This is a genomic window from Streptomyces sp. NPDC025833 (assembly GCF_055558055.1).
On sequence record NZ_JBVHNF010000012.1, the window covers coordinates 135377 to 153039 of the forward strand.

The window sequence follows — 17663 nt, forward strand, 5'->3', positions numbered from 1 at the left end:
CTGCCGTAGGCCCGCCCGTACGGCCTCCGCCCGGTCGGGGGCACCGGCCTTGGGCAAGCCCTCGGCCCCCGGCCTGCCTGCCGCCCGCTCGTGGCCGGAAGGTGCCGGGGTGTCGCGGCGCGGGCCCCTCGGCTGACGTGGCGGCAGGAGCCTTCACAAGTGCGGAGCGCTGGGTTATACAAGGGGCGCCGGACTGGAACGCGTTCTAGAACGATCCGCAGCGACCCCGGTGCGGCCGACGGTGCGGACGTCCGCGCCGGGGTCTTCCGCCGTCACCGTCTCAGGAGCCCCATGCCCATCGACGCAGCGAAGGCCCTCGCGGCCGAACCCCGGACCGGCGAGATCACCTGGGACCACAAGGACGTCCTGCTCTACCACCTCGGCATCGGAGCCGGCCGGCCCGCCACCGACCCCGGCGAACTGCGCTACGTCCTGGAGTCCCGGCTGCACGTCCTGCCGAGCTTCGCCACCGTCGCGGGGAACGGCTCGCCCGGGGTGATCAGCGGGCTGTCGGTGCCGGGCGTCGACGTCGACCTGGCACGCGTTCTGCACGGCGGGCAGAGCCTCACCCTGCACCGCCCGGTCCCGGCGCGGGGCGGCGCCACCACCACCGGCCGGATCGCCGCCGTCTACGACAAGGGCACGGCGGCCGTCCTGGTCATGCGCACCGAGGCGGCCGACGCCGACGGCCCGCTGTGGACCGCCGACGCCCGGATCTTCGTGCGCGGGGAAGGCGGCTGGGGCGGCGACCGCGGCCCCTCCACCCGGCTCGGCCCGCCCGCCGGCGACCCCGACCGGACCGTCGAGCGCCGGACCCGGGAGGACCAGGCCCTGCTCTACCGGCTCTCCGGCGACTGGAACCCGCTGCACGCCGACCCCGGCTTCGCCGAACGCGCCGGCTTCGACCGGCCCATCCTGCACGGGCTGTGCACCTACGGCATCACGCTCAAGGCGGTCGTGGACACGCTGCTCGGCGGTGACGTCACCCGGGTGCGCGGCTACGGCACCCGGTTCGCCGGGGTGGTGTTCCCCGGCGAGACCCTGCGCATCCGCATGTGGCGCGCGCCGGGGCGGGTACGGGTCGCGGTGGGCGCCGTGGACCGGGACGACGCCCCGGTGCTCACCGACACCGTCGTCGAGCACGCCTGACCGTCACGCCTGACCGTCACTTCCGGCCGGCGCTTCCGGCAGCACGCCGGAAACCGCCGCCTCCCGAGAGGAGCCGCACCATGCGCGCAGCCGAACCGCACGAAGATCGGCCGGCGCGGCGAACCCCCCGGCACCCGTGGGCCCACCTGCACCCGCGGCCGACGCCCCGCCGGGCCCACCGCACCCGTGGCCGACGCGCGGGCGGGCACACCGGGGCCTCGTGGCTGACGACCGGCACCCCGCGGCCGACGCAAGCGGCCGGGGAGGCGACCCGGCCGGGGAGGCGGCCCGACTGGGAGGCACGCGGCCGGGAGGCACGCGGCCGGGAGGGCGAGAGACCGGGGAAGACGGAAACGAGAGACCGGGGAAGGCGGAAAGAGGGGACACCCGGGTGGGCGCCCCCTCGCTCGGACTTCCGCACTGCCGTCAGGCAGCCGCCTCGGCGGTCTCCTGGACCGGCTTGCGGTGCCGGCCGTGCGGAGACGACTCGCCCTCCTGGGCCGCGACCGGGCCCCGGTGCCGGCCGTGGCCGGCGGTCTTGGAAGAGTCGGCAGACAGCGATTCAGTGGTGCTGGTGTCGCTCATCGGATGTTTTCACCCCGTCAACATGATCATTCGTACAGCCGGGCGAGTGTAACCGGCGCACCACGGGCCGGATAAAGGCGCACACGCCGGCTGGCACTACTTCGTTACAAGACGCCCCAGGGGTGCCTGTTGCAGCGGTACCGGACGGGGCGCGGCCGGTGCCGGAGGACCGGGTTCCGTCACCGGAAGGACCGCTTCCGTCATCGGGGGAACCGGTTCCGTCACCGGTGGCCGCGGCTCCGCCGGCCGCCCGGCGGGCTCGGGCGGCCGGGCCCGCGGTGGCGTCAGGTCCGCCACGCCGCACGGGGTCGCGCGCGTCGCGTACGGCAGCCGCAGCACCCCGTCCTCCGTCCACCGTCCGCACCCCGCCAGCCAGCCCTCGGGTGCCGGCAGGTGCAGGACCCGCCGCTCGGCGGGCCGCCAGGAGCCCACCCAGGTGCCGAAGGCCCCCTCCAGACGCAGCGCCACCGCGCAGTGCTCGGGCGTCAGCACCTGCCCCGGCTGGATCGCGAACGGCGTCACCGCGCACTCCGGCAGCCGCAGGGACCGCGGGAACCGCACCGGCAGGGAACTGCCCAGCACCCCCCAGCCCAACCGTTCCCGCCCGGGCGAGGGCGCGTCGGAGGAGATCAGCAGCAGCCCGCTGTCGGGGTCGGCGAGCAGCAGCCGGTCGTCGCTGCCGTCCGCGATCTGGAGCAGCGGCGAGACCGCGCCGCCGCGCTCCAGGTCCACCACGACCGTCTTGGTGCGCCCGCCCAGCTCCCGGTCGAGCGCCAGCAGCCGTCCGTCGCGGTCCAGCCAGACCCCGCCCGAGCAGCGCCCCGGCACCTCGGCGAGCCGCTCCGGGCCGCCCGCCCCGCCCGCCACCAGCCACACCGTGCCGGAGCGCGGCCCGGCGGCGAGTGCGTACGCCCGCACACCCCCCGGGGCCGGCGGCAGCAGGGTGAGCCGGGTGCCGGGCTCGGGGCACCGCACCGCGCCCAGCGGCAGCTCACCGGTGCCGGGCCCGGTCGGGTACAGCAGCGAGAAGGCGTGCCGGCCGTCCACCGGCCGGTGGATCAGCACCCGGCCGTCGCCCATCGGCTGGAGCCCGGTCCCGGGCTCCTCCGGCTGGCTGCCGCGCAGCGGCACCGCGTACGGCTCCGGTCCGTCCAGGGTCCAGCGCTCCGGGAACCAGCAGCCGTCCGCCGGCGCGAGCCGGGCGGCGTACGCGCCGTCCGCCGTGATGGCGCACCCCGCCCCACCGCTCGCCGTACCGGTCGGCGCGGGTTCGATCGCACAGGCCGTCATCGTTCGGTCACCTCCGGCGACGAAGCTAGTTTTCGGACACGGGGGCGGGGGATCGGCTGACGGCGGCTTCACACATAAGGATGGCGCAGAAGCGATTCACCCGAGGAAACCGGGGCGTGTGTGCTGAGCGGGGGCGAAGCGGACGCATGCGGTACAGCCCCGCCGAACGGCCAGGTAGCCTTTCCCCGTGCCCCGTCTGTCTGAAGTCATCGCCGCTCTGGAGAACCTGTGGCCCGCCGAGCGGGCCGAGTCCTGGGACGCGGTCGGCACCGTCGTGGGCGACCCCGACCAGGAGGTCACCCGGGTCCTGTTCGCCGTCGACCCCGTGCGGGAGACCGTCGACGAGGCGGTGCGGCTCGGCGCCGACCTGCTGGTCACCCACCACCCGCTGTACCTGCGCGGGACGACGACGGTGGCGGCCACGCACTTCAAGGGCCGCGTCGTGCACACGCTGATCAAGAACGACATCGCGCTGCACGTCGCCCACACCAACGCCGACACCGCCGATCCGGGAGTCTCCGACGCCCTCGCCGGCGCGCTGGACCTGCGGGTCGTACGGCCCCTCGTGCCGGACCCGACCGACCCGAGCGGGCGCCGGGGCCTCGGCCGGGTGTGCGAACTCGACCACCCGCTCACCGTCCGCGAGCTGGCCGAACGCGCCGCCGAGCGGCTGCCCGCCACCGCGCAGGGCATCCGGGTGGCCGGCGACCCGGAGGCCGTCGTCCGCACGGTCGCCGTCAGCGGCGGTTCCGGCGACAGCCTGTTCGACCAGGTCCGCGCGGCCGGTGCCGACGCCTTTCTCACCGCCGACCTGCGCCACCACCCCGCCTCCGAGGCGGTGGCCCACGGCTCCCTCGTGCTGCTCGACGCGGCCCACTGGGCCACCGAGTGGCCCTGGTGCGAGCTGGCCGCGAGCCAGCTCGACGAGATCTCCGACCGTCACGGCTGGGACCTGCGCGTCCACGTCTCCAAGACGGTCACCGACCCCTGGACCGCCCACGCGGCGTCCAGCACCCCCATCCTGCCCACGAGCGCCTCGCGCGCCTCTTCCGATACCACGGGAGCCCCCAACTGAACGCCGCGCCCGCCGACCAGATCCGCCTCCTCGACGTCCAGGCCCTCGACGTCCGCCTCCAGCAGCTCGCGCACAAGCGGAAGTCCCTGCCCGAGCACGCCGAGATCGAGGCGCTGACGAAGGACCTCACGCAGCTGCGCGACCTGCTGGTGGCCGCGCAGACCGAGGAGAGCGACTGCGCCCGCGAGCAGACCAAGGCCGAGCAGGACGTCGACCAGGTGCGCCAGCGCGCCGCCCGCGACCAGAAGCGCCTGGACTCCGGCGCGGTCTCCTCGCCGAAGGACCTGTCCAACCTCCAGCACGAGATCGCCTCCCTCGCCAAGCGCCAGGGTGACCTGGAGGACGTGGTCCTGGAGGTCATGGAGCGCCGCGAGAGCGCGCAGGAGCGGGTGGCCGAGCTGACCGAGCGGGTCGCCTCGGTGCAGTCGAGGATCGACGACGCCACGGGGCGCCGGGACGCCGCCTTCGGGGAACTCGACGCCGAGGCCGCGGCGGTGACGAAGGAGCGCGAGGTCGTCGCCGCCTCCGTCCCCGCCGACCTGCTGAAGCTGTACGACAAGCTGCGTCAGCAGCAGGGCGGCATCGGCGCGGCCAAGCTGTACGCCCGCACCTGCCAGGGCTGCCGGCAGGAGCTGGCCATCACCGAGCTGAGCGAGATCCGCGCGGCGGCGCCGGACACGGTGGTCCGCTGCGAGAACTGCCGCCGCATCCTGGTGCGTACGGCGGAGTCGGGCCTTTAGGACAAGGGGAGGGCTGTCGGGGTGAGGGAGTTCGTTGTCGAGGCCGACGGCGGGTCACGGGGGAATCCCGGGCCCGCCGGTTACGGGGCCGTGGTGCTGGACCCGGAGACCGGGGAGACCCTGACGGAGGCGGCCGAGTACATCGGCGTCGCCACGAACAACGTCGCCGAGTACCGGGGCCTCCTCGCGGGCCTGCGCGCCGCCCACGCCCTGGATCCCACCGCGACCGTCCGGGTCCGGATGGACTCCAAGCTCGTCGTCGAGCAGATGTCGGGCCGCTGGAAGATCAAGCACCCCGACATGAAGCCGCTGGCGGCCCAGGCCAGGGCGGTCTTCCCGCCGGACCAGGTCAGCTACGAGTGGATGCCCCGGGAGCGCAACAAGCACGCGGACCGGCTGGCCAACGAGGCGATGGACGCGGGCGCCAAGGGCGGGCAGTGGTCGCCGTCCGACTCGCGTGCCGCGCTGGACACCCCGCCGGCCGTCCCGGAGCCCGCGGGCCCGCCCGGCGATGCCACCGCGGGCGCGGCGAAGGCCCGGGCGGCGCTCGCGGGACGCCGGGCGGCGGCCGCACCGGCCCCCGCCGAACCCCACGGCACGGTCCCCGCCGAGCGGCGGGCTTCCGGTACGGGCGGGGAGGGGTCCGCCGCCGGCGGCGCGGACTCCACCGCCGAGCCGCGCGTCTCGACGCCCGGCTGGGGCGCCGCGCCCGACCTCGGCGCCCCCGCCACCCTCGTCCTGCTGCGCCACGGCGAGACCGCGCTCACCCCCCAGAAACGCTTCTCCGGCAGCGGCGGCACCGACCCCTCCCTCTCCGACACCGGCCGGGAGCAGGCCCGCCGCGTCGCCGAGTCCCTGGCGCGGCGCGGCACGATCCAGGCCGTCGTCAGCAGCCCCCTCGCCCGCACCCGTGAGACCGCGGGGATCGTCGCCGCCCGCCTGGGGCTGGACGTCACGGTCGACGACGGACTGCGCGAGACGGACTTCGGCGCCTGGGAGGGCCTGACCTTCGGCGAGGTCCGCGAGCGTCACCCGGAGGACCTGGACGCCTGGCTCGCCGACCCGGAGGCCCGCCCCAGCGGCGGCGGCGAGAGCTTCACCGAGACCGCCGTCCGGATAGCCGCCGCCCGGGACGAACTGGTCGCCGCCCACGCGGGCCGCACGGTCCTGCTGGTCACCCACGTCACGCCGATCAAGACCTTCGTACGGCTCGCCCTCGGCGCCCCGCCCGAGTCGCTGTTCCGGATGGAACTCTCGGCGGCCTCCCTGTCGGCGGTGGCGTACTACGCGGACGGCAACGCGAGCGTACGGCTCTTCAACGACACGTCCCACCTGCGTCCCTGAGCCCGGCCGCGGCCCGCGCCAGCTCCTCGATCCGGCCCCAGTCCCCGGCGGCCACCGCGTCCGCCGGGACCATCCAACTGCCGCCGACGCAGCCGACGTTGGGCAGGGACAGGTACTCCGGGGCGGTGGCCGGGCCGATGCCGCCGGTCGGGCAGAACCGGGCCTGCGGCAACGGCCCCGCCAGCGACCGCAGGTAGGGCGTGCCGCCCGCCGCCTGCGCCGGGAAGAACTTCATCTCCCGCACCCCGCGCTCCAGCAGCGCCACCACCTCCGAGGCGGTCGACACCCCCGGCAGGAACGGCACCCCGGACCCGCGCATCGCGTCCAGCAGCGCCTCGGTCCAGCCCGGGCTGACCAGGAACCGCGCCCCGGCCGCCGTGCACGCGGCCACCTGCTCCGGCGTGATCACCGTGCCGGCCCCGACCACGGCCCCGGGGACCTCGGCGGCGATCGCCCGGATCGCGTCCAGCGCGGCCGGGGTCCGCAGCGTCACCTCGATCGCGGGCAGCCCGCCCGCCACCAGTGCCCGCGCGAGCGGCACGGCGTCGGCGGCGTCGGCGAGCACCACCACGGGCAGCACGGGGGCGAGATCCAGCACGGAGGCGGCGGACGGGGAGGGCACCGGCGAGGTCATGTCCACATCGTGCCCAGCGACCGCAACACTCGCAACGACCGTTGCGCATGTTGCAATGCGCTAGGGCGTCCAGGCAGGCCCAGGTGCCCCGGCCGTCAGTGGATCTCGTCCACCAGCACGTCCAGCGACCACGCCTTGGCGGCCTTGCCGGGGGCCTCCGCCTCCACCGCGTACCCCAGCTCGCGCAGCGCCTCCACCAGCTCGGCCGGGTCCCGCGGCACCGCCTCCGCGGTCAGCAGGCCGCGCACGATCCGGCCCTTCGTCGCCTTGTTGAAGTGGCTGACGACCTTCCGCGTCGGGGCGTGCAGCACCCGCACGGTCGCCGTCCGCCCCGCGACCCCGCCCTTGGGGCGCCAGGCCGCCGCGTACGCGGCGGACCGCAGGTCCAGCACCAGGCCGTCCCCGGCCGCCTCGGGCAGCACCTCGGCCATCGGCGCCCGCCAGTGCCCGGCCAGCGCGCCGAGCCCCGGCAGCTTCACCCCCATCGAGCAGCGGTAGGAGGGGATCGGGTCCGTGACCCGCACGGCGCCCCACAGGCCCGAGAAGACGAGCAGCGACCCGGCCGCGCGCCGCGCCGCGGCCGCGTCCAGCGTGGCCAGGCCGAGGGCGTCGTAGAGGACCCCGGTGTAGATCTCCCCGGCGGGGCGGGCGCCTGCCGTGCGCAGCCCGGCGTTCTTCGCGACCTCGCCGCGCAGTCCCTCGCTCAGCCCGAGCACCTCGCGGGCCTTCTCCTCGTCGCCGGAGCACAGCTCCACCAGTTCTCCGAGCGCGGCCTCCCGCGCGGCGGTGAGCCCGGGCAGGGACAGCGACCGAAGCTCCAGCGGGGCGCCCTCGCCCGGGTTCGCCTTGCCTTCGGAGGGCGGCAGCAGGACCAGCAACACGTACTCCTCACGTAGACCTCTGCGCCAGGGTACGGCGCACCGGCGGGGCGGCGGCCGGCCGTCTCACCGGCCCACGGCCGCCCCGGCCCCGGGGCGCGGCATGGAAGCGGGGCCCGGCGGCGTTGCACCGCGAGCGGGCGGCACGGCGGCCGGCACGACGGAGGGAGACGGCTCATGGGGGAACTGGCACGGTGGACGCGGGCCCGGCTGGGCCGCTGCGGACCCCCGCTCGACCTGCTCACGGCGAGCTTCCGCCGGCACGTGTACGCCCCGCACGCCCACGACGAGTACACGATCGGGGTCTGCGTCGGCGGCCTGGAGGTCATCGACTACCGGGGCGGGCACCTGCGCACCGGCCCGGGCACGATCGTCGTGCTGGAACCCGGCGAGGTGCACACCGGCGGCCCCGGCGACCCCGCCGGCGGCTACGCCTACCGCGCCCTGTACGCCGCCCCGGCCCTGCTCGCCGACGGCACCCTCGACGGCCTGCCGCACTTCCGCGAACCCCTCGTCGACGACCCCGCGCTGGCCGCGGCCCTGCGCACCGCCCACACCGAACTCAGCGTCCGCCCCGACCCCCTCCAGGCCGAGTCGGTCCTGCCCTGGCTGCTGACCGCCCTGGCCCACCGCCACTCCACGGCGCGACCGGCCCCCGGCCGCGTGCCCGGCGCCCACGCCATAGCCCGCACGGTCCGCGACCGCCTCGCCGACGAGGCGGCCGACCCGCCCTCCCTGGCCCTGCTCGCCACCGACCTCGGCCTGTCCCGGTACCAGTTGCTGCGCGCCTTCCGCACGACGATGGGCATACCCCCCTACGCCTGGCTCGCCCAGCACCGGGTGGCCAAGGCGCGCGCACTGCTGGAGAGCGGCCTGCGCCCCGCCGAGGTGGCGCCCCTCGTCGGCTTCGCCGACCAGGCCCACCTGACCCGCTGGTTCCGCCGGGTGCTCGGCGTCACCCCGGCGGCCTACCGCAACAGCGTTCAAGACGCCGGGTGACCGCGCGGCCGAGACTCACCCCCATGAGCGCACGCGGCTGGTTGCTGTTCTCCCTCATGGGAGTGGTCTGGGGCATCCCCTATCTGCTGATCAAGGTGGCGGTGGACGCGGTGTCCCCGCCGGTGGTGGTGTTCACGCGCTGCGCGGTCGGTGCGGCCCTGCTGCTGCCCCTCGCGCTGCGCCGGGCCGGTTTCGCCGCCGTGCTGCGCGCCCACTGGCGCCCCCTGTTGGCCTTCGCCTGCCTGGAGATCATGGGCCCCTGGTTCACCCTCACCGACGCCGAACGGCACCTGTCCAGCTCGACGGCGGGTCTGCTGGTCGCGGGCGTGCCGATCGTGGGCGTCCTGGTGGCCCGGCTGCTCGGGGACACCGAACACCTCGGGGCCCGCCGCGTGACGGGCCTGGCCCTGGGGCTGGCCGGCGTGGCCGTCCTGACCCTCCCGCACCTCACCGGCGGCGACGCCCGCTCCCTGGCGGAGGTCCTGCTGACGGTCCTCGGCTACGCCATCGCCCCGCTGATCGCCGCCCGCCACCTCAAGGACGTCCCGTCCCTGCACCTGACGGCCGCCTGCCTCACCCTGGCCGCCCTGGTCTACGCCCCCGCCGCCGCCCTGACCCGCCCCGCCGCCCTGCCCGCGCCGACCGTGCTGGCGGCACTGGCCGCGCTGGGCGTGATCTGCACCGCCGTGGCCTTCGTGGCCTTCCTGGAACTGATCAGGGAGGCCGGTCCGACCCGGGCCACGGTGATCACCTACGTCAACCCGGCGGTGGCGGTCGCCGCGGGAGCCGCGTTCCTCTCCGAGCCGCTCACGCTCCCCGTGCTGGCCGCCTTCGCGCTCATCCTGGCCGGGTCGGTCCTGGCGACGGCCGCCGCCGGTCCGCGCCGCCCCGGGCGCCCGGTACCATGGTCGGCACGGCAGACGAGCCGGGCGGGCGGCCGCGTGGAGTCCCCCTAGGGGGCTTCCCGAGGAACGTCCGGGCTCCACAGGGCAGGGTGGTGGCTAACGGCCACCCGGGGTGACCCGCGGGACAGTGCCACAGAAAGCAGACCGCCGGGGACCTCGGTCCTCGGTAAGGGTGAAACGGTGGTGTAAGAGACCACCAGTGCCCAGGGTGACCTGGGCAGCTAGGTAAACCCCACCCGGAGCAAGGTCAAGAGGGGCGCCGTGAAAAGCGCCCTGCGCGGACGATCGAGGGCTGCCCGCCCGAGTCCGCGGGTAGACCGCACGAGGCCGGCGGCAACGCCGGCCCTAGATGGATGGCCGTCGCCCCGGGGCCCGCGAGGACCCCGGGGAACAGAACCCGGCGTACAGCCCGACTCGTCTGCCGCTCCCCGCTCCTCCGGTTCGCCGTCGCCCACGGTGGTCGAGGCCGCCGTCCCGACGCCCCCTGCGGGGCGCATTCCGTCCTGCCGGGGTCCTCGGGAAACATAGGCTGACCGGTATGAAGATCCTCGGTCTGTGCGGAAGCCTGCGCTCCGGGTCGCTCAACGCGGCCGTGCTGCGCGCGGCGGCGGAACTGACGCTGCCCCCGCGTGAACTCACCCTCGACCCGGGCCTGGGCCGCCTGCCCTTCTTCGACGCCGACGTCGAGATGACCGCGCTGCCCGGCGTCGTGGCCGGACTGCGGGCCGCGGTCGGCGCGGCGGACGGCCTGCTGATCGTGACCCCGGAGTACGCCCACGGCACCTCGGGCGTGCTGAAGAACGCCCTGGAGTGGCTGGTCGGCGGCGGCGAGGTCGACGGCAAGCCGGTGGCCCTGGCGAGCGCGTCCCCCGCGGTGACCGGCGGCGCCCGGGCCCGAGCGTGGCTGGCCGAGACGCTCGCCATGATGGGGGCCCGGGTGATCCCGCGGGAACTGGGCGTCGCCCAGGCGACCCTGAAGATCACGGACGGCCGGGTCACCGACGAGGCGACCCGGGCGGCCCTGGCCGGTCTCCTGGACGACCTCGCCGCCGCCGTCGCCGGGGCCCGCGAGGCCGACGGCAGCCTGGCCCCCTGACCGGCGCCCCGGGTCCGCGACCCGGTGCCGGCGGGACGAGCGCGGGACGGGACGCGTCGGCGGCGAGGTGCCGGCGGGCGTCCCGCCGCCTCACTCCTCGAAGAGGGTCTCCTGTTCGCCCTCCGCGTCGCGCCGCACCCGGCAGGCGCGCGCCCCCACCACCACGGCCGTCCCCGCCGCCGCCGCGCCGAGGGCGGCCGGGACCATCCAGCCGCGGTCGAGGACGTGCCAGAGGGCGTGGTCGAGGGAGAGCCGGCCGGGACCGGCGACGGCGAGCGCGGCTGCCGCGAGACCCAGGCTCGCCGCGTGCTCGTACCCGCCCTCCTGGGCGAAGAAGCCGTTGGGCGTGTGCACCGCCGCCGCCCCGGCCATCGCCCCGGCCGCCGTCGCGCCCGCCGCCGGAGTCGCCAGGCCCAGTGCCAGCAGGGCGCCGCCGCCCGCCTCCGCGAGCCCCGCCGCCGTGGCGCTCAGCTTGCCCGGCGTGTAGCCGACGGACTCCATGAACCTGCCCGTGCCCTCCAGGCCGTGCCCGCCGAACCAGCCGAACAGCTTCTGCGCGCCGTGGGCCGCCAGCACCCCGCCGGTGCCCAGCCGGAGCAGCAGCAGTCCCAGATCACGTCGGTCGTAACAGCTCACGGCGGCTCCCCGGCAGACAGGCGCACAGGCACACGGGCGGACGGCGCGGGCGGGTCGCTCCCGCGGCTCCACCCTCGCACCGGCGGCGCCGTCCGGCGCGTCCTGGCCGCCGTTCGGGTGGCGGGCCGGGGGAGGCGGTGTGAACCTGACGCCATGACGATTCGGCCGGCCAGGCTCAGCGACCCGGCGGTCAGGGTGACACCTGGGGCGAGCCGCGCACCAAGTGCAGCTTCACGGTCGGCGGTGACGGGCGGATCCTCCGGTTCGAGACCGGTCAGGCGTGAGCCGGACCCACGCGGGTGACGGGCGGCCGGCCGGTCGGGCGCGGACCGGGGCAACCGGGCTGACCAGGGAAGTTTCCCGCACTCGCCGCATTCCGAGCCGTGCCGCCCCCGGCGCGCGGTCCGCCCGCCCGCCGCGGTGTACGGTCCCCGGGTGCGTGAATCCTCCTGGCTCGGCCGGCGTGCCCTCCTCGGTCTGACGGCAGCGGCCCTCCCCTTGTCCACGGCCACCGAGGCCGCCGCGGCCACGGTCGTCGGCGGCGCGCGGCTGGCCCGCGCCGGCGTCCAGGTGCGCGGTGCCACCGGCCTGCCCACGAAGCTGACCGCCCGCTCGTGGCTCGTCGCCGACTGCGCGAGCGGTGAGGTCCTCGCCTCGTTCGGCGCCCACCGGCGGCTCGCGCCCGCCTCCACCCTGAAGATGCTGTTCGCGGACACCGTGCTGGGGAAGTTCGACCGCGCCCGGCGGTACCGGGTCACCGAGGCCGACCTCGCCGACGTCCCGGCCGGCTCCAGCCTGGTCGGCATCAAGCCCGGTATCACGTACACCGTCGAGCAGTTGTGGCAGGGCGTGTTCCTGCGCTCCGGCAACGACGCCGTGCACGTGCTGTCCCGCATGAACGGCGGCCTCGCGCGGACGGTCGCCGAGATGCAGGCCAGGGCGGCGCGGCTGCAGGCCCTGGACACTCATGTGGTCAGTCCCGACGGCTTCGACCACAAGGGGCAGCTCTCCTCGGCGTACGACCTCACGCTCTTCGCCCGCCACGGCCTGCGGGACGCCGGCTTCCGCGGCTACTGCGGCACCCGGACCGCCGACTTCCCGGCGGGCGGCAGGAAGACCTTCCAGATCCAGAACACCGACCGGCTGCTGACCGGGTCATGGGGCCTGAAGGCGTACGACGGCCTGATCGGTGTGAAGAACGGCTACACCAGCCACGCCGGCAACACCTTCACCGGTGCGGCCACCCGCGGCGGGCGCACCCTCCTGGTCACCGTGATGCACCCGCGGGCCGGCGGCAACGCCGTCTACGAGCAGACCGCCGCGCTGCTCGACTGGGGCTTCACGCACGGGCGTTCGGCGCGGGCCGTGGGCACGCTCGTCGAACCGCTCGGCGAGGGCGGGGCGGGCGCGACCCCCGCGGCCGGGCCGAAGACCGCGAGGCCGGCGGCCGGTGCGCCCGGCTCCGCGGGCGGCGGCGGCTCGGCAGGGTACCTGGCCGGGGGCACGGCCGGGGCGGTCGCCCTGCTGGGCGCCGGGGCCTGGACCTGGGCCCTGCGCCGGCGCCGGGCGCGCACGACGGCCGACGGCACGGGCGGCGGAACGGCCGACGGCGAGGGCACGCGGGGGAGTTGACCGGCCGGGCGGTGGATGTGCGCGGCGGCCGTTCCACCCACCGGAGTGCGGCCCGCGGGCGTCGCCGCGGGATCCGGCCCCCGACACCGGTCCGGTGGAACGGCCGCCGCCTCCCCCCTCGGAGTGGCTGCGGAACTTCCGTGCTCCAACTGTGAAGCTCGTGTGGAGGAGAGTTGAGCACACGGCCGGGAGCGGTCGCAATACCGCGGATGTCCCACCTCCGCTTGTGCGCGCGGGCGGAGCCCGGTCAGCCGCGCCCGATGTAGGGCATCGTCGTCGCCATCACCGTCGCGAACTGCACGTTCGCCTCCAGCGGCAGTTCGGCCATGTGGCGTACCGTGCGCGCCACGTCGGCCACGTCCATCACCGGTTCCGGGGTTACCTCCCCGTTCGCCTGGAGCACACCGGCCTGCATCCGGGTCGTCATGTCGGTCGCCGCGTTGCCGATGTCGAGCTGGCCGACCGCGATCCGGTACGGCCGCCCGTCCAGCGACAGCGACTTGGTCAGACCGGTCAGCGCGTGCTTGGTCGCCGTGTAGGCGACCGAGTGCGGCCGGGGCGCGTGCGCCGAGACGGAGCCGTTGTTGATGATCCGGCCGCCCTGCGGCTCCTGCTCCTTCATCTGCCGGTACGCCGCCTGGGCGCACAGGAAGGCCCCGGTGAGGTTGGTGTCCACCACGTGCCGCCAGGCGTCGTGGTCCAGGTCCTCCACGGGCACCCCGCCCGGGCCGAACGTGCCCGCGTTGTTGAACAGCAGGTCCACCCGGCCGAACCGCTCCACGGCCGCCGCGAACAGCGCCGCCACGTCCTCGGGCCGGGTCACGTCGGTGCGCACGGCGAGCGCGGCGGCCCCGGGGACCAGCGCCGCCGTCTCCTCCAGCGCCCCGGTCCGCCGGCCCGCCAGCGCCACCGACCAGCCGTGGCCCAGCAGCTCCGCGGCGACGGCCCGGCCGATGCCGGAACCGGCCCCGGTGACCACCGCGATCTTCGTCTGCCTGTCAGTCATGGTTCCGCAGCCTAGGCGCGGAGTCCGGGATACGGAATCACATGTCCGCCATACGGTTACCGGGCCGGGCGGGACGCGTCCGCGCACCCGGCGCCGGCGGCCCCGTCCGCCGCGGGCGGCCCCCGCCCGCCGTCCTCGCCCGTGTGTGCCTCGGCGGCGTGTACGAGCTGAGAGCATGGGTGTTCGCCCGGAACGAGCAGGAGGAACACATGCCCGAGCACGCGGCGGCGCCGACACCGGGGGCGGAGCACACGTCCACCGCCCCACCGACGGCCGCCACCCGCCGCACCGGCCTGCTCGTCACCCTCCTCCTCGCCGGCCTCACCGCCACGCCCCCGCTCGCGATGGACATGTACCTCCCGTCCCTGCCGGAGGTCACCCGCTCCCTGCACGCCTCCGCCGCCACCGTCCAGCTCACCCTGACCGCCTGCCTGGCCGGCATGGCACTGGGCCAGCTCGTCGTGGGCCCGATGAGCGACCGCTGGGGCCGCCGCCGCCCGCTCCTGGCCGGCCTCGCCGTCTACGTCCTCGCCACCGCCCTGTGCGCCGTCGCGCCCGACGTCGAGACCCTGGTGGCCTTCCGCCTCGCGCAGGGGCTCGCCGGGGCGGCCGGCATCGTCATCGCCCGGGCCGTCGTCCGCGACCTCTACGACGGCGTGGCCATGGCCCGCTTCTTCTCCACCCTCATGCTGATCTCCGGGGTCGCCCCGATCGCGGCCCCGCTGATCGGCGGGCAGATCCTCCGGGTGACGGACTGGCGGGGCGTGTTCGTGGTCCTCACGGTCGTCGGCGTGCTGCTCGCCGCCGTCGTCTGGCGGCGGCTGCCCGAGACCCTGCCCCCCGCCGACCGGCACGAGGGCGGGGTCGGCCAGGCCCTGCACGCCATGCGCGGCCTCCTCGCCGACCTGCCCTTCACCGGCTACATGCTGGCCGGCGGCTTCGCCTTCGCCGCGCTCTTCGCCTACATATCCGCCTCGCCGTTCGTCGTCCAGGAGATCTACGGCGCCTCCCCGCAGACCTTCAGCCTGCTCTTCGGCGTCAACTCGATCGGCCTGATGATCGCCGGGCAGGTCAACGGCAAGGTGCTGGTGGGCCGGGTCAGCCTGGACAAGGTCCTCGCGGCCGGCCTGGCGGTCATCGTGCTCGCCGCGACCGCGCTGCTGCTGCTGGCCGCGGGCGTCTTCGGCGAGGCCGGCCTCGTCCCGGTCGCCGTCGCCCTGTTCGTGCTGATGTCGGCCATGGGCGTCACCCTGCCCAACGCCCAGTCCCTCGCCCTGATGCGCACCCGGCACGCCGCCGGCTCCGCCTCCGCGCTGCTCGGCACCACCTCGTTCCTCGTCGGCGCGGTCGCCTCGCCGCTCGTCGGCGTCGCCGGGGAGCGCACCGCCGTGCCCATGGCCGTGGTCCAGCTCGCCGGGGCACTGGTCGCGGCGGCCTGCTTCGTGGGAATGTGCCGTCCCTGGGCGACACGGGACACCACCCGTGCGGGGTCGGAGGGAGACGGGAACTGAGCGCACCGAGACTGCGCGTCGGCACACCGGAGCGGGCCGGCCTCGACCCCGTCGGGCTGGACCGGATCGTCGCCGAGGTGCACGCCCTCACCACCGGTCCGCGCCCCTGGGCGGCCGGCGCCGTCGTGCTGGCCGGACGCGGACCGGTGATCGCCGTGGCCGCGGCCGCGGGCTGGGCGGTGCGCTACGCCGCCCATGACCCCGTGACCGACACCGGCGTCGAACTGCCGCCCGCCGCCCGGGTGCCGGCCACCGTCGGCACGCCGTTCGACCTCGCCTCCCTCACCAAGCTGTTCACCTCGGTCGCCGCCGTGCAGCAGATCGAGCGCGGCACCCTCGGCATCGACGCCCGCGTCGGCGACTACCTGCCCGACTTCCACGCCGCCGCCGTGTACGGCGTGACCGTCCGGCAACTGCTCACCCACACCTCCGGGCTGCGCCCCGAACTCCCCCTGTACGGCTGCGCGGACGACGCCGGCCGGCTGGACCTGCTGCGCGCCGAGGCGCCGGTGGGCCCGCCGGGACGGTACGTGTACTCCGACCTGAACATGCTCCTGCTCCAGTCCGTGCTGGAACGCATCACCGGCCGCACCCTCGACGTCCTTGTGCAGGAGGGCATCACCCGGCCGCTCGGCATGACCGCCACCGCCTTCGGACCGCGCCCCGGGGCCGCGGCCACCGAGGACCAGCGCCTGCCGTGGGCCAAGGCCGACCGGGGCATGCTGCGGGGGGTCGTGCACGACGAGAACGCCTGGGCCCTCGGCGGCATCGCCGGTCACGCGGGCCTGTTCTCCACCGCCCCCGACCTCGCCGCCTTCTGCCGCGCCCTGCTCTGCGGCGGCTCCTACGGCCCCGCGCGCATCCTCGGGCCCGACTTCACCGAGCTGCTGCTCTCCCCGCCCGGGCTGGGCTTCGCCCTGGACCAGCCGTCGTTCATGGGCGAGCTGGCGGGCCGCGGCGCGGCGGGCCACACCGGCTTCACCGGCACCTCCCTGGTCGTCGACCCGGCGACGGACACCTTCCTGGTCCTGCTGGCCAACACCGTCCACCCCAGGCGCCGCCCCCCGGACAACACCCCCAGAGCCCGCCTGGCGACGCTCCTGGCCCGAGCGGTGGTCTGACCCGGGCCGGCCCGGCCGGTCCGACCGGGACAGCCCGGCCCACCACCCATCCCCGCGGCCATACAATCGGCAGGTGAACGACACCCTCCGTAGCGCCCTCGCGGAGCTGCTCGACGGCATTCCGCCCCGGCAGGCGGCCGGAGCGGTCGACCGGCTGATCGCCAACTACCGCGGTGACACCCCCACCCACGCGCCGATCCTCCGCGACCGCGCCGACGTCGCCGCGTACGCCGCCTACCGCATGCCCGCCACCTTCGAGGCGGTCGCCTCCGCGCTGGCGGCGTTCGCCGACGCCGTCCCCGGCTGGACGCCGGGCGGGCACGTCGACATCGGCGGCGGCACCGGCGCCGCCACCTGGGCGGTCGCGGAGACCTGGCCGGGCGAGCGTGCCGTCACCGTGCTGGACTGGGCCGAGCCCGCCCTCGCCCTCGGCCGCGAGCTCGCCGCCGCCCACCCCGGCCTGCGCGGCGCCCGCTGGCAGCGCGCCCGGATCGGCGCCGGCCTCACCCTGGACGACACCGACCTGGTCACCGTGTCGTACGTCCTCAACGAACTCTCCGCGGCCGACCGGACGGCCCTCGTCGACGCCGCCGCCGGCGCCGCCCGGACCGTCGTGATCGTCGAGGCCGGCACCCCGGCCGGGTACGAGCGCGTCATCGAGGCCCGCGACCGGCTGGTCCGGGCCGGGTTCCGGATCGCCGCCCCCTGCCCGCACAGCGCAGCCTGCCCCATCGTGCCCGGCACCGACTGGTGCCACTTCTCCGCCCGGGTCGGCCGCTCCTCCCTGCACCGCCGGGTCAAGGGCGGCTCGCTCGCCTACGAGGACGAGAAGTTCTCCTACGTCGCCGCCACCCGGCTGCCCGCCGAACCGGCCCCCGCCCGGGTCGTCCGGCGCCCGCAGATCCGCAAGGGCCAGGTGCTCCTGGACCTGTGCGAGGCCGAGGAGCGGCTGCGCCGGGCCACGGTCACCAAGCGCCACGGCGACCTGTACAAGGCGGCCCGGGACGCCGACTGGGGCGATGCGTGGCCGCCGCCCGACTCCGTGCGGTAGCCGCCCCGGCC

At 75.9% G+C, this 17663-nt stretch carries 16 protein-coding genes, 1 other RNA gene and 2 pseudogenes; 13 read left to right on the forward strand and 6 right to left on the reverse strand.

Annotated features, from left to right (window positions below; translation table 11 throughout):
* The first annotated feature begins 291 nt into the window (after nt 1-291).
* The gene (locus ACZ4K2_RS22490) at nt 292-1149 is read left to right on the forward strand and encodes a MaoC/PaaZ C-terminal domain-containing protein (protein WP_467469056.1); all 858 of its coding nucleotides are present in this window, start codon (nt 292-294) and stop codon (nt 1147-1149) included.
* Between the two features lie 426 nt (nt 1150-1575).
* On the opposite strand, the gene ACZ4K2_RS22495 is transcribed toward ACZ4K2_RS22490, so the two are convergent.
* Both ACZ4K2_RS22495 and ACZ4K2_RS22500 read right to left on the reverse strand, forming a co-directional pair.
* Entirely contained in the window at nt 1576-1734 is a 159-nt protein-coding gene (locus ACZ4K2_RS22495) for a hypothetical protein (RefSeq protein WP_467469058.1), read from the reverse strand.
* 96 nt (nt 1735-1830) lie between these two features.
* A complete protein-coding gene (locus tag ACZ4K2_RS22500; RefSeq protein ID WP_467469060.1) occupies nt 1831-3024 on the reverse strand; it encodes a hypothetical protein in 1194 nt (397 codons plus the stop codon).
* Between the two features lie 187 nt (nt 3025-3211).
* Here ACZ4K2_RS22500 and ACZ4K2_RS22505 point away from each other — a divergent pair, with 187 nt between their 5' ends.
* The 3 genes from ACZ4K2_RS22505 to ACZ4K2_RS22515 are packed head-to-tail and all read left to right on the forward strand — an operon-like array spanning nt 3212 to nt 6183.
* Nucleotides 3212-4099, forward strand: coding sequence for a Nif3-like dinuclear metal center hexameric protein (locus tag ACZ4K2_RS22505; protein WP_467469061.1), 888 nt, complete (start codon nt 3212-3214; stop codon nt 4097-4099).
* Nucleotides 4096-4839 carry a zinc ribbon domain-containing protein gene (locus ACZ4K2_RS22510; protein WP_467469705.1) on the forward strand — a complete coding sequence of 248 codons (744 nt, stop codon included), beginning with the start codon at nt 4096-4098 and terminating at the stop codon, nt 4837-4839. The genes ACZ4K2_RS22505 and ACZ4K2_RS22510 overlap by 4 nt, the downstream gene beginning before the upstream one ends.
* A gap of 21 nt (nt 4840-4860) precedes the next feature.
* Nucleotides 4861-6183, forward strand: coding sequence for a bifunctional RNase H/acid phosphatase (locus tag ACZ4K2_RS22515; protein WP_467469063.1), 1323 nt, complete (start codon nt 4861-4863; stop codon nt 6181-6183).
* On the opposite strand, the gene ACZ4K2_RS22520 is transcribed toward ACZ4K2_RS22515, so the two are convergent.
* Nucleotides 6155-6817: a bifunctional 4-hydroxy-2-oxoglutarate aldolase/2-dehydro-3-deoxy-phosphogluconate aldolase gene (locus tag ACZ4K2_RS22520; RefSeq protein WP_467469065.1), complete on the reverse strand. Its 663-nt coding sequence runs from the start codon at nt 6815-6817 to the stop codon at nt 6155-6157. The genes ACZ4K2_RS22515 and ACZ4K2_RS22520 overlap by 29 nt on opposite strands.
* A 95-nt stretch (nt 6818-6912) precedes the next feature.
* On the reverse strand, nt 6913-7695 hold the full coding sequence (gene yaaA, locus ACZ4K2_RS22525; protein WP_467469707.1) for a peroxide stress protein YaaA: 783 nt from the start codon (nt 7693-7695) through the stop codon (nt 6913-6915).
* Between the two features lie 177 nt (nt 7696-7872).
* On the opposite strand from yaaA, the gene ACZ4K2_RS22530 reads away from it, so the two are divergent.
* The 4 genes and pseudogenes from ACZ4K2_RS22530 to ACZ4K2_RS22545 all read left to right on the forward strand — a co-directional run bounded on the left by ACZ4K2_RS22530 (nt 7873) and on the right by ACZ4K2_RS22545 (nt 10695).
* On the forward strand, nt 7873-8694 hold the full coding sequence (locus ACZ4K2_RS22530) for an AraC family transcriptional regulator (protein ID WP_467469067.1): 822 nt from the start codon (nt 7873-7875) through the stop codon (nt 8692-8694).
* Between the two features lie 56 nt (nt 8695-8750).
* Nucleotides 8751-9497: pseudogene (locus tag ACZ4K2_RS22535) on the forward strand (DMT family transporter); the annotation flags it as partial.
* A 118-nt stretch (nt 9498-9615) separates the two neighbouring features.
* An RNA gene (rnpB, locus tag ACZ4K2_RS22540) (RNase P RNA component class A) lies at nt 9616-10020 on the forward strand.
* Between the two features lie 117 nt (nt 10021-10137).
* Entirely contained in the window at nt 10138-10695 is a 558-nt protein-coding gene (locus ACZ4K2_RS22545) for an NADPH-dependent FMN reductase (protein ID WP_467469069.1), read from the forward strand.
* Nucleotides 10696-10785: 90 nt separating this feature from the next.
* On the opposite strand, the gene ACZ4K2_RS22550 is transcribed toward ACZ4K2_RS22545, so the two are convergent.
* Entirely contained in the window at nt 10786-11331 is a 546-nt protein-coding gene (locus ACZ4K2_RS22550; RefSeq protein WP_467469071.1) for a DoxX family membrane protein, read from the reverse strand.
* Nucleotides 11332-11525: 194 nt separating this feature from the next.
* Here ACZ4K2_RS22550 and ACZ4K2_RS22555 point away from each other — a divergent pair.
* Nucleotides 11526-11615 (forward strand): annotated as a pseudogene (locus ACZ4K2_RS22555) (nuclear transport factor 2 family protein); the annotation flags it as partial.
* Between the two features lie 151 nt (nt 11616-11766).
* Nucleotides 11767-12963: a D-alanyl-D-alanine carboxypeptidase family protein gene (locus tag ACZ4K2_RS22560; protein WP_467469073.1), complete on the forward strand. Its 1197-nt coding sequence runs from the start codon at nt 11767-11769 to the stop codon at nt 12961-12963.
* 247 nt (nt 12964-13210) lie between these two features.
* Here the strand turns inward: ACZ4K2_RS22560 and ACZ4K2_RS22565 are convergent, their stop codons facing one another.
* Nucleotides 13211-13969 carry an SDR family oxidoreductase gene (locus ACZ4K2_RS22565; RefSeq protein WP_467469075.1) on the reverse strand — a complete coding sequence of 253 codons (759 nt, stop codon included), beginning with the start codon at nt 13967-13969 and terminating at the stop codon, nt 13211-13213.
* A 209-nt stretch (nt 13970-14178) separates the two neighbouring features.
* On the opposite strand from ACZ4K2_RS22565, the gene ACZ4K2_RS22570 reads away from it, so the two are divergent.
* The 3 genes from ACZ4K2_RS22570 (at nt 14179) to ACZ4K2_RS22580 (ending at nt 17652) form a co-directional block, all read left to right on the forward strand.
* Entirely contained in the window at nt 14179-15480 is a 1302-nt protein-coding gene (locus ACZ4K2_RS22570) for a multidrug effflux MFS transporter (RefSeq protein WP_467469076.1), read from the forward strand.
* A complete protein-coding gene (locus tag ACZ4K2_RS22575; RefSeq protein WP_467469078.1) occupies nt 15420-16601 on the forward strand; it encodes a serine hydrolase domain-containing protein in 1182 nt (393 codons plus the stop codon). The genes ACZ4K2_RS22570 and ACZ4K2_RS22575 overlap by 61 nt, the downstream gene beginning before the upstream one ends.
* Before the next feature lie 73 nt (nt 16602-16674).
* Nucleotides 16675-17652, forward strand: coding sequence for a small ribosomal subunit Rsm22 family protein (locus ACZ4K2_RS22580; RefSeq protein ID WP_467469080.1), 978 nt, complete (start codon nt 16675-16677; stop codon nt 17650-17652).
* Nucleotides 17653-17663 lie beyond the last annotated feature (11 nt).

What these genes read in the sequence shown, in the direction of transcription:
- ACZ4K2_RS22490 (WP_467469056.1), top strand. Translation starts at nt 292, where the DNA reads ATGCCCATCGACGCAGCGAAGGCCCTCGCGGCCGAACCCCGGACCGGC.
- ACZ4K2_RS22495 (WP_467469058.1), bottom strand. Translation starts at nt 1,734, where the DNA reads ATGAGCGACACCAGCACCACTGAATCGCTGTCTGCCGACTCTTCCAAG.
- ACZ4K2_RS22500 (WP_467469060.1), bottom strand. Translation starts at nt 3,024, where the DNA reads ATGACGGCCTGTGCGATCGAACCCGCGCCGACCGGTACGGCGAGCGGT.
- ACZ4K2_RS22520 (WP_467469065.1), bottom strand. Translation starts at nt 6,817, where the DNA reads ATGACCTCGCCGGTGCCCTCCCCGTCCGCCGCCTCCGTGCTGGATCTC.
- ACZ4K2_RS22530 (WP_467469067.1), top strand. Translation starts at nt 7,873, where the DNA reads ATGGGGGAACTGGCACGGTGGACGCGGGCCCGGCTGGGCCGCTGCGGA.
- ACZ4K2_RS22545 (WP_467469069.1), top strand. Translation starts at nt 10,138, where the DNA reads ATGAAGATCCTCGGTCTGTGCGGAAGCCTGCGCTCCGGGTCGCTCAAC.
- ACZ4K2_RS22565 (WP_467469075.1), bottom strand. Translation starts at nt 13,969, where the DNA reads ATGACTGACAGGCAGACGAAGATCGCGGTGGTCACCGGGGCCGGTTCC.
- ACZ4K2_RS22570 (WP_467469076.1), top strand. Translation starts at nt 14,179, where the DNA reads ATGCCCGAGCACGCGGCGGCGCCGACACCGGGGGCGGAGCACACGTCC.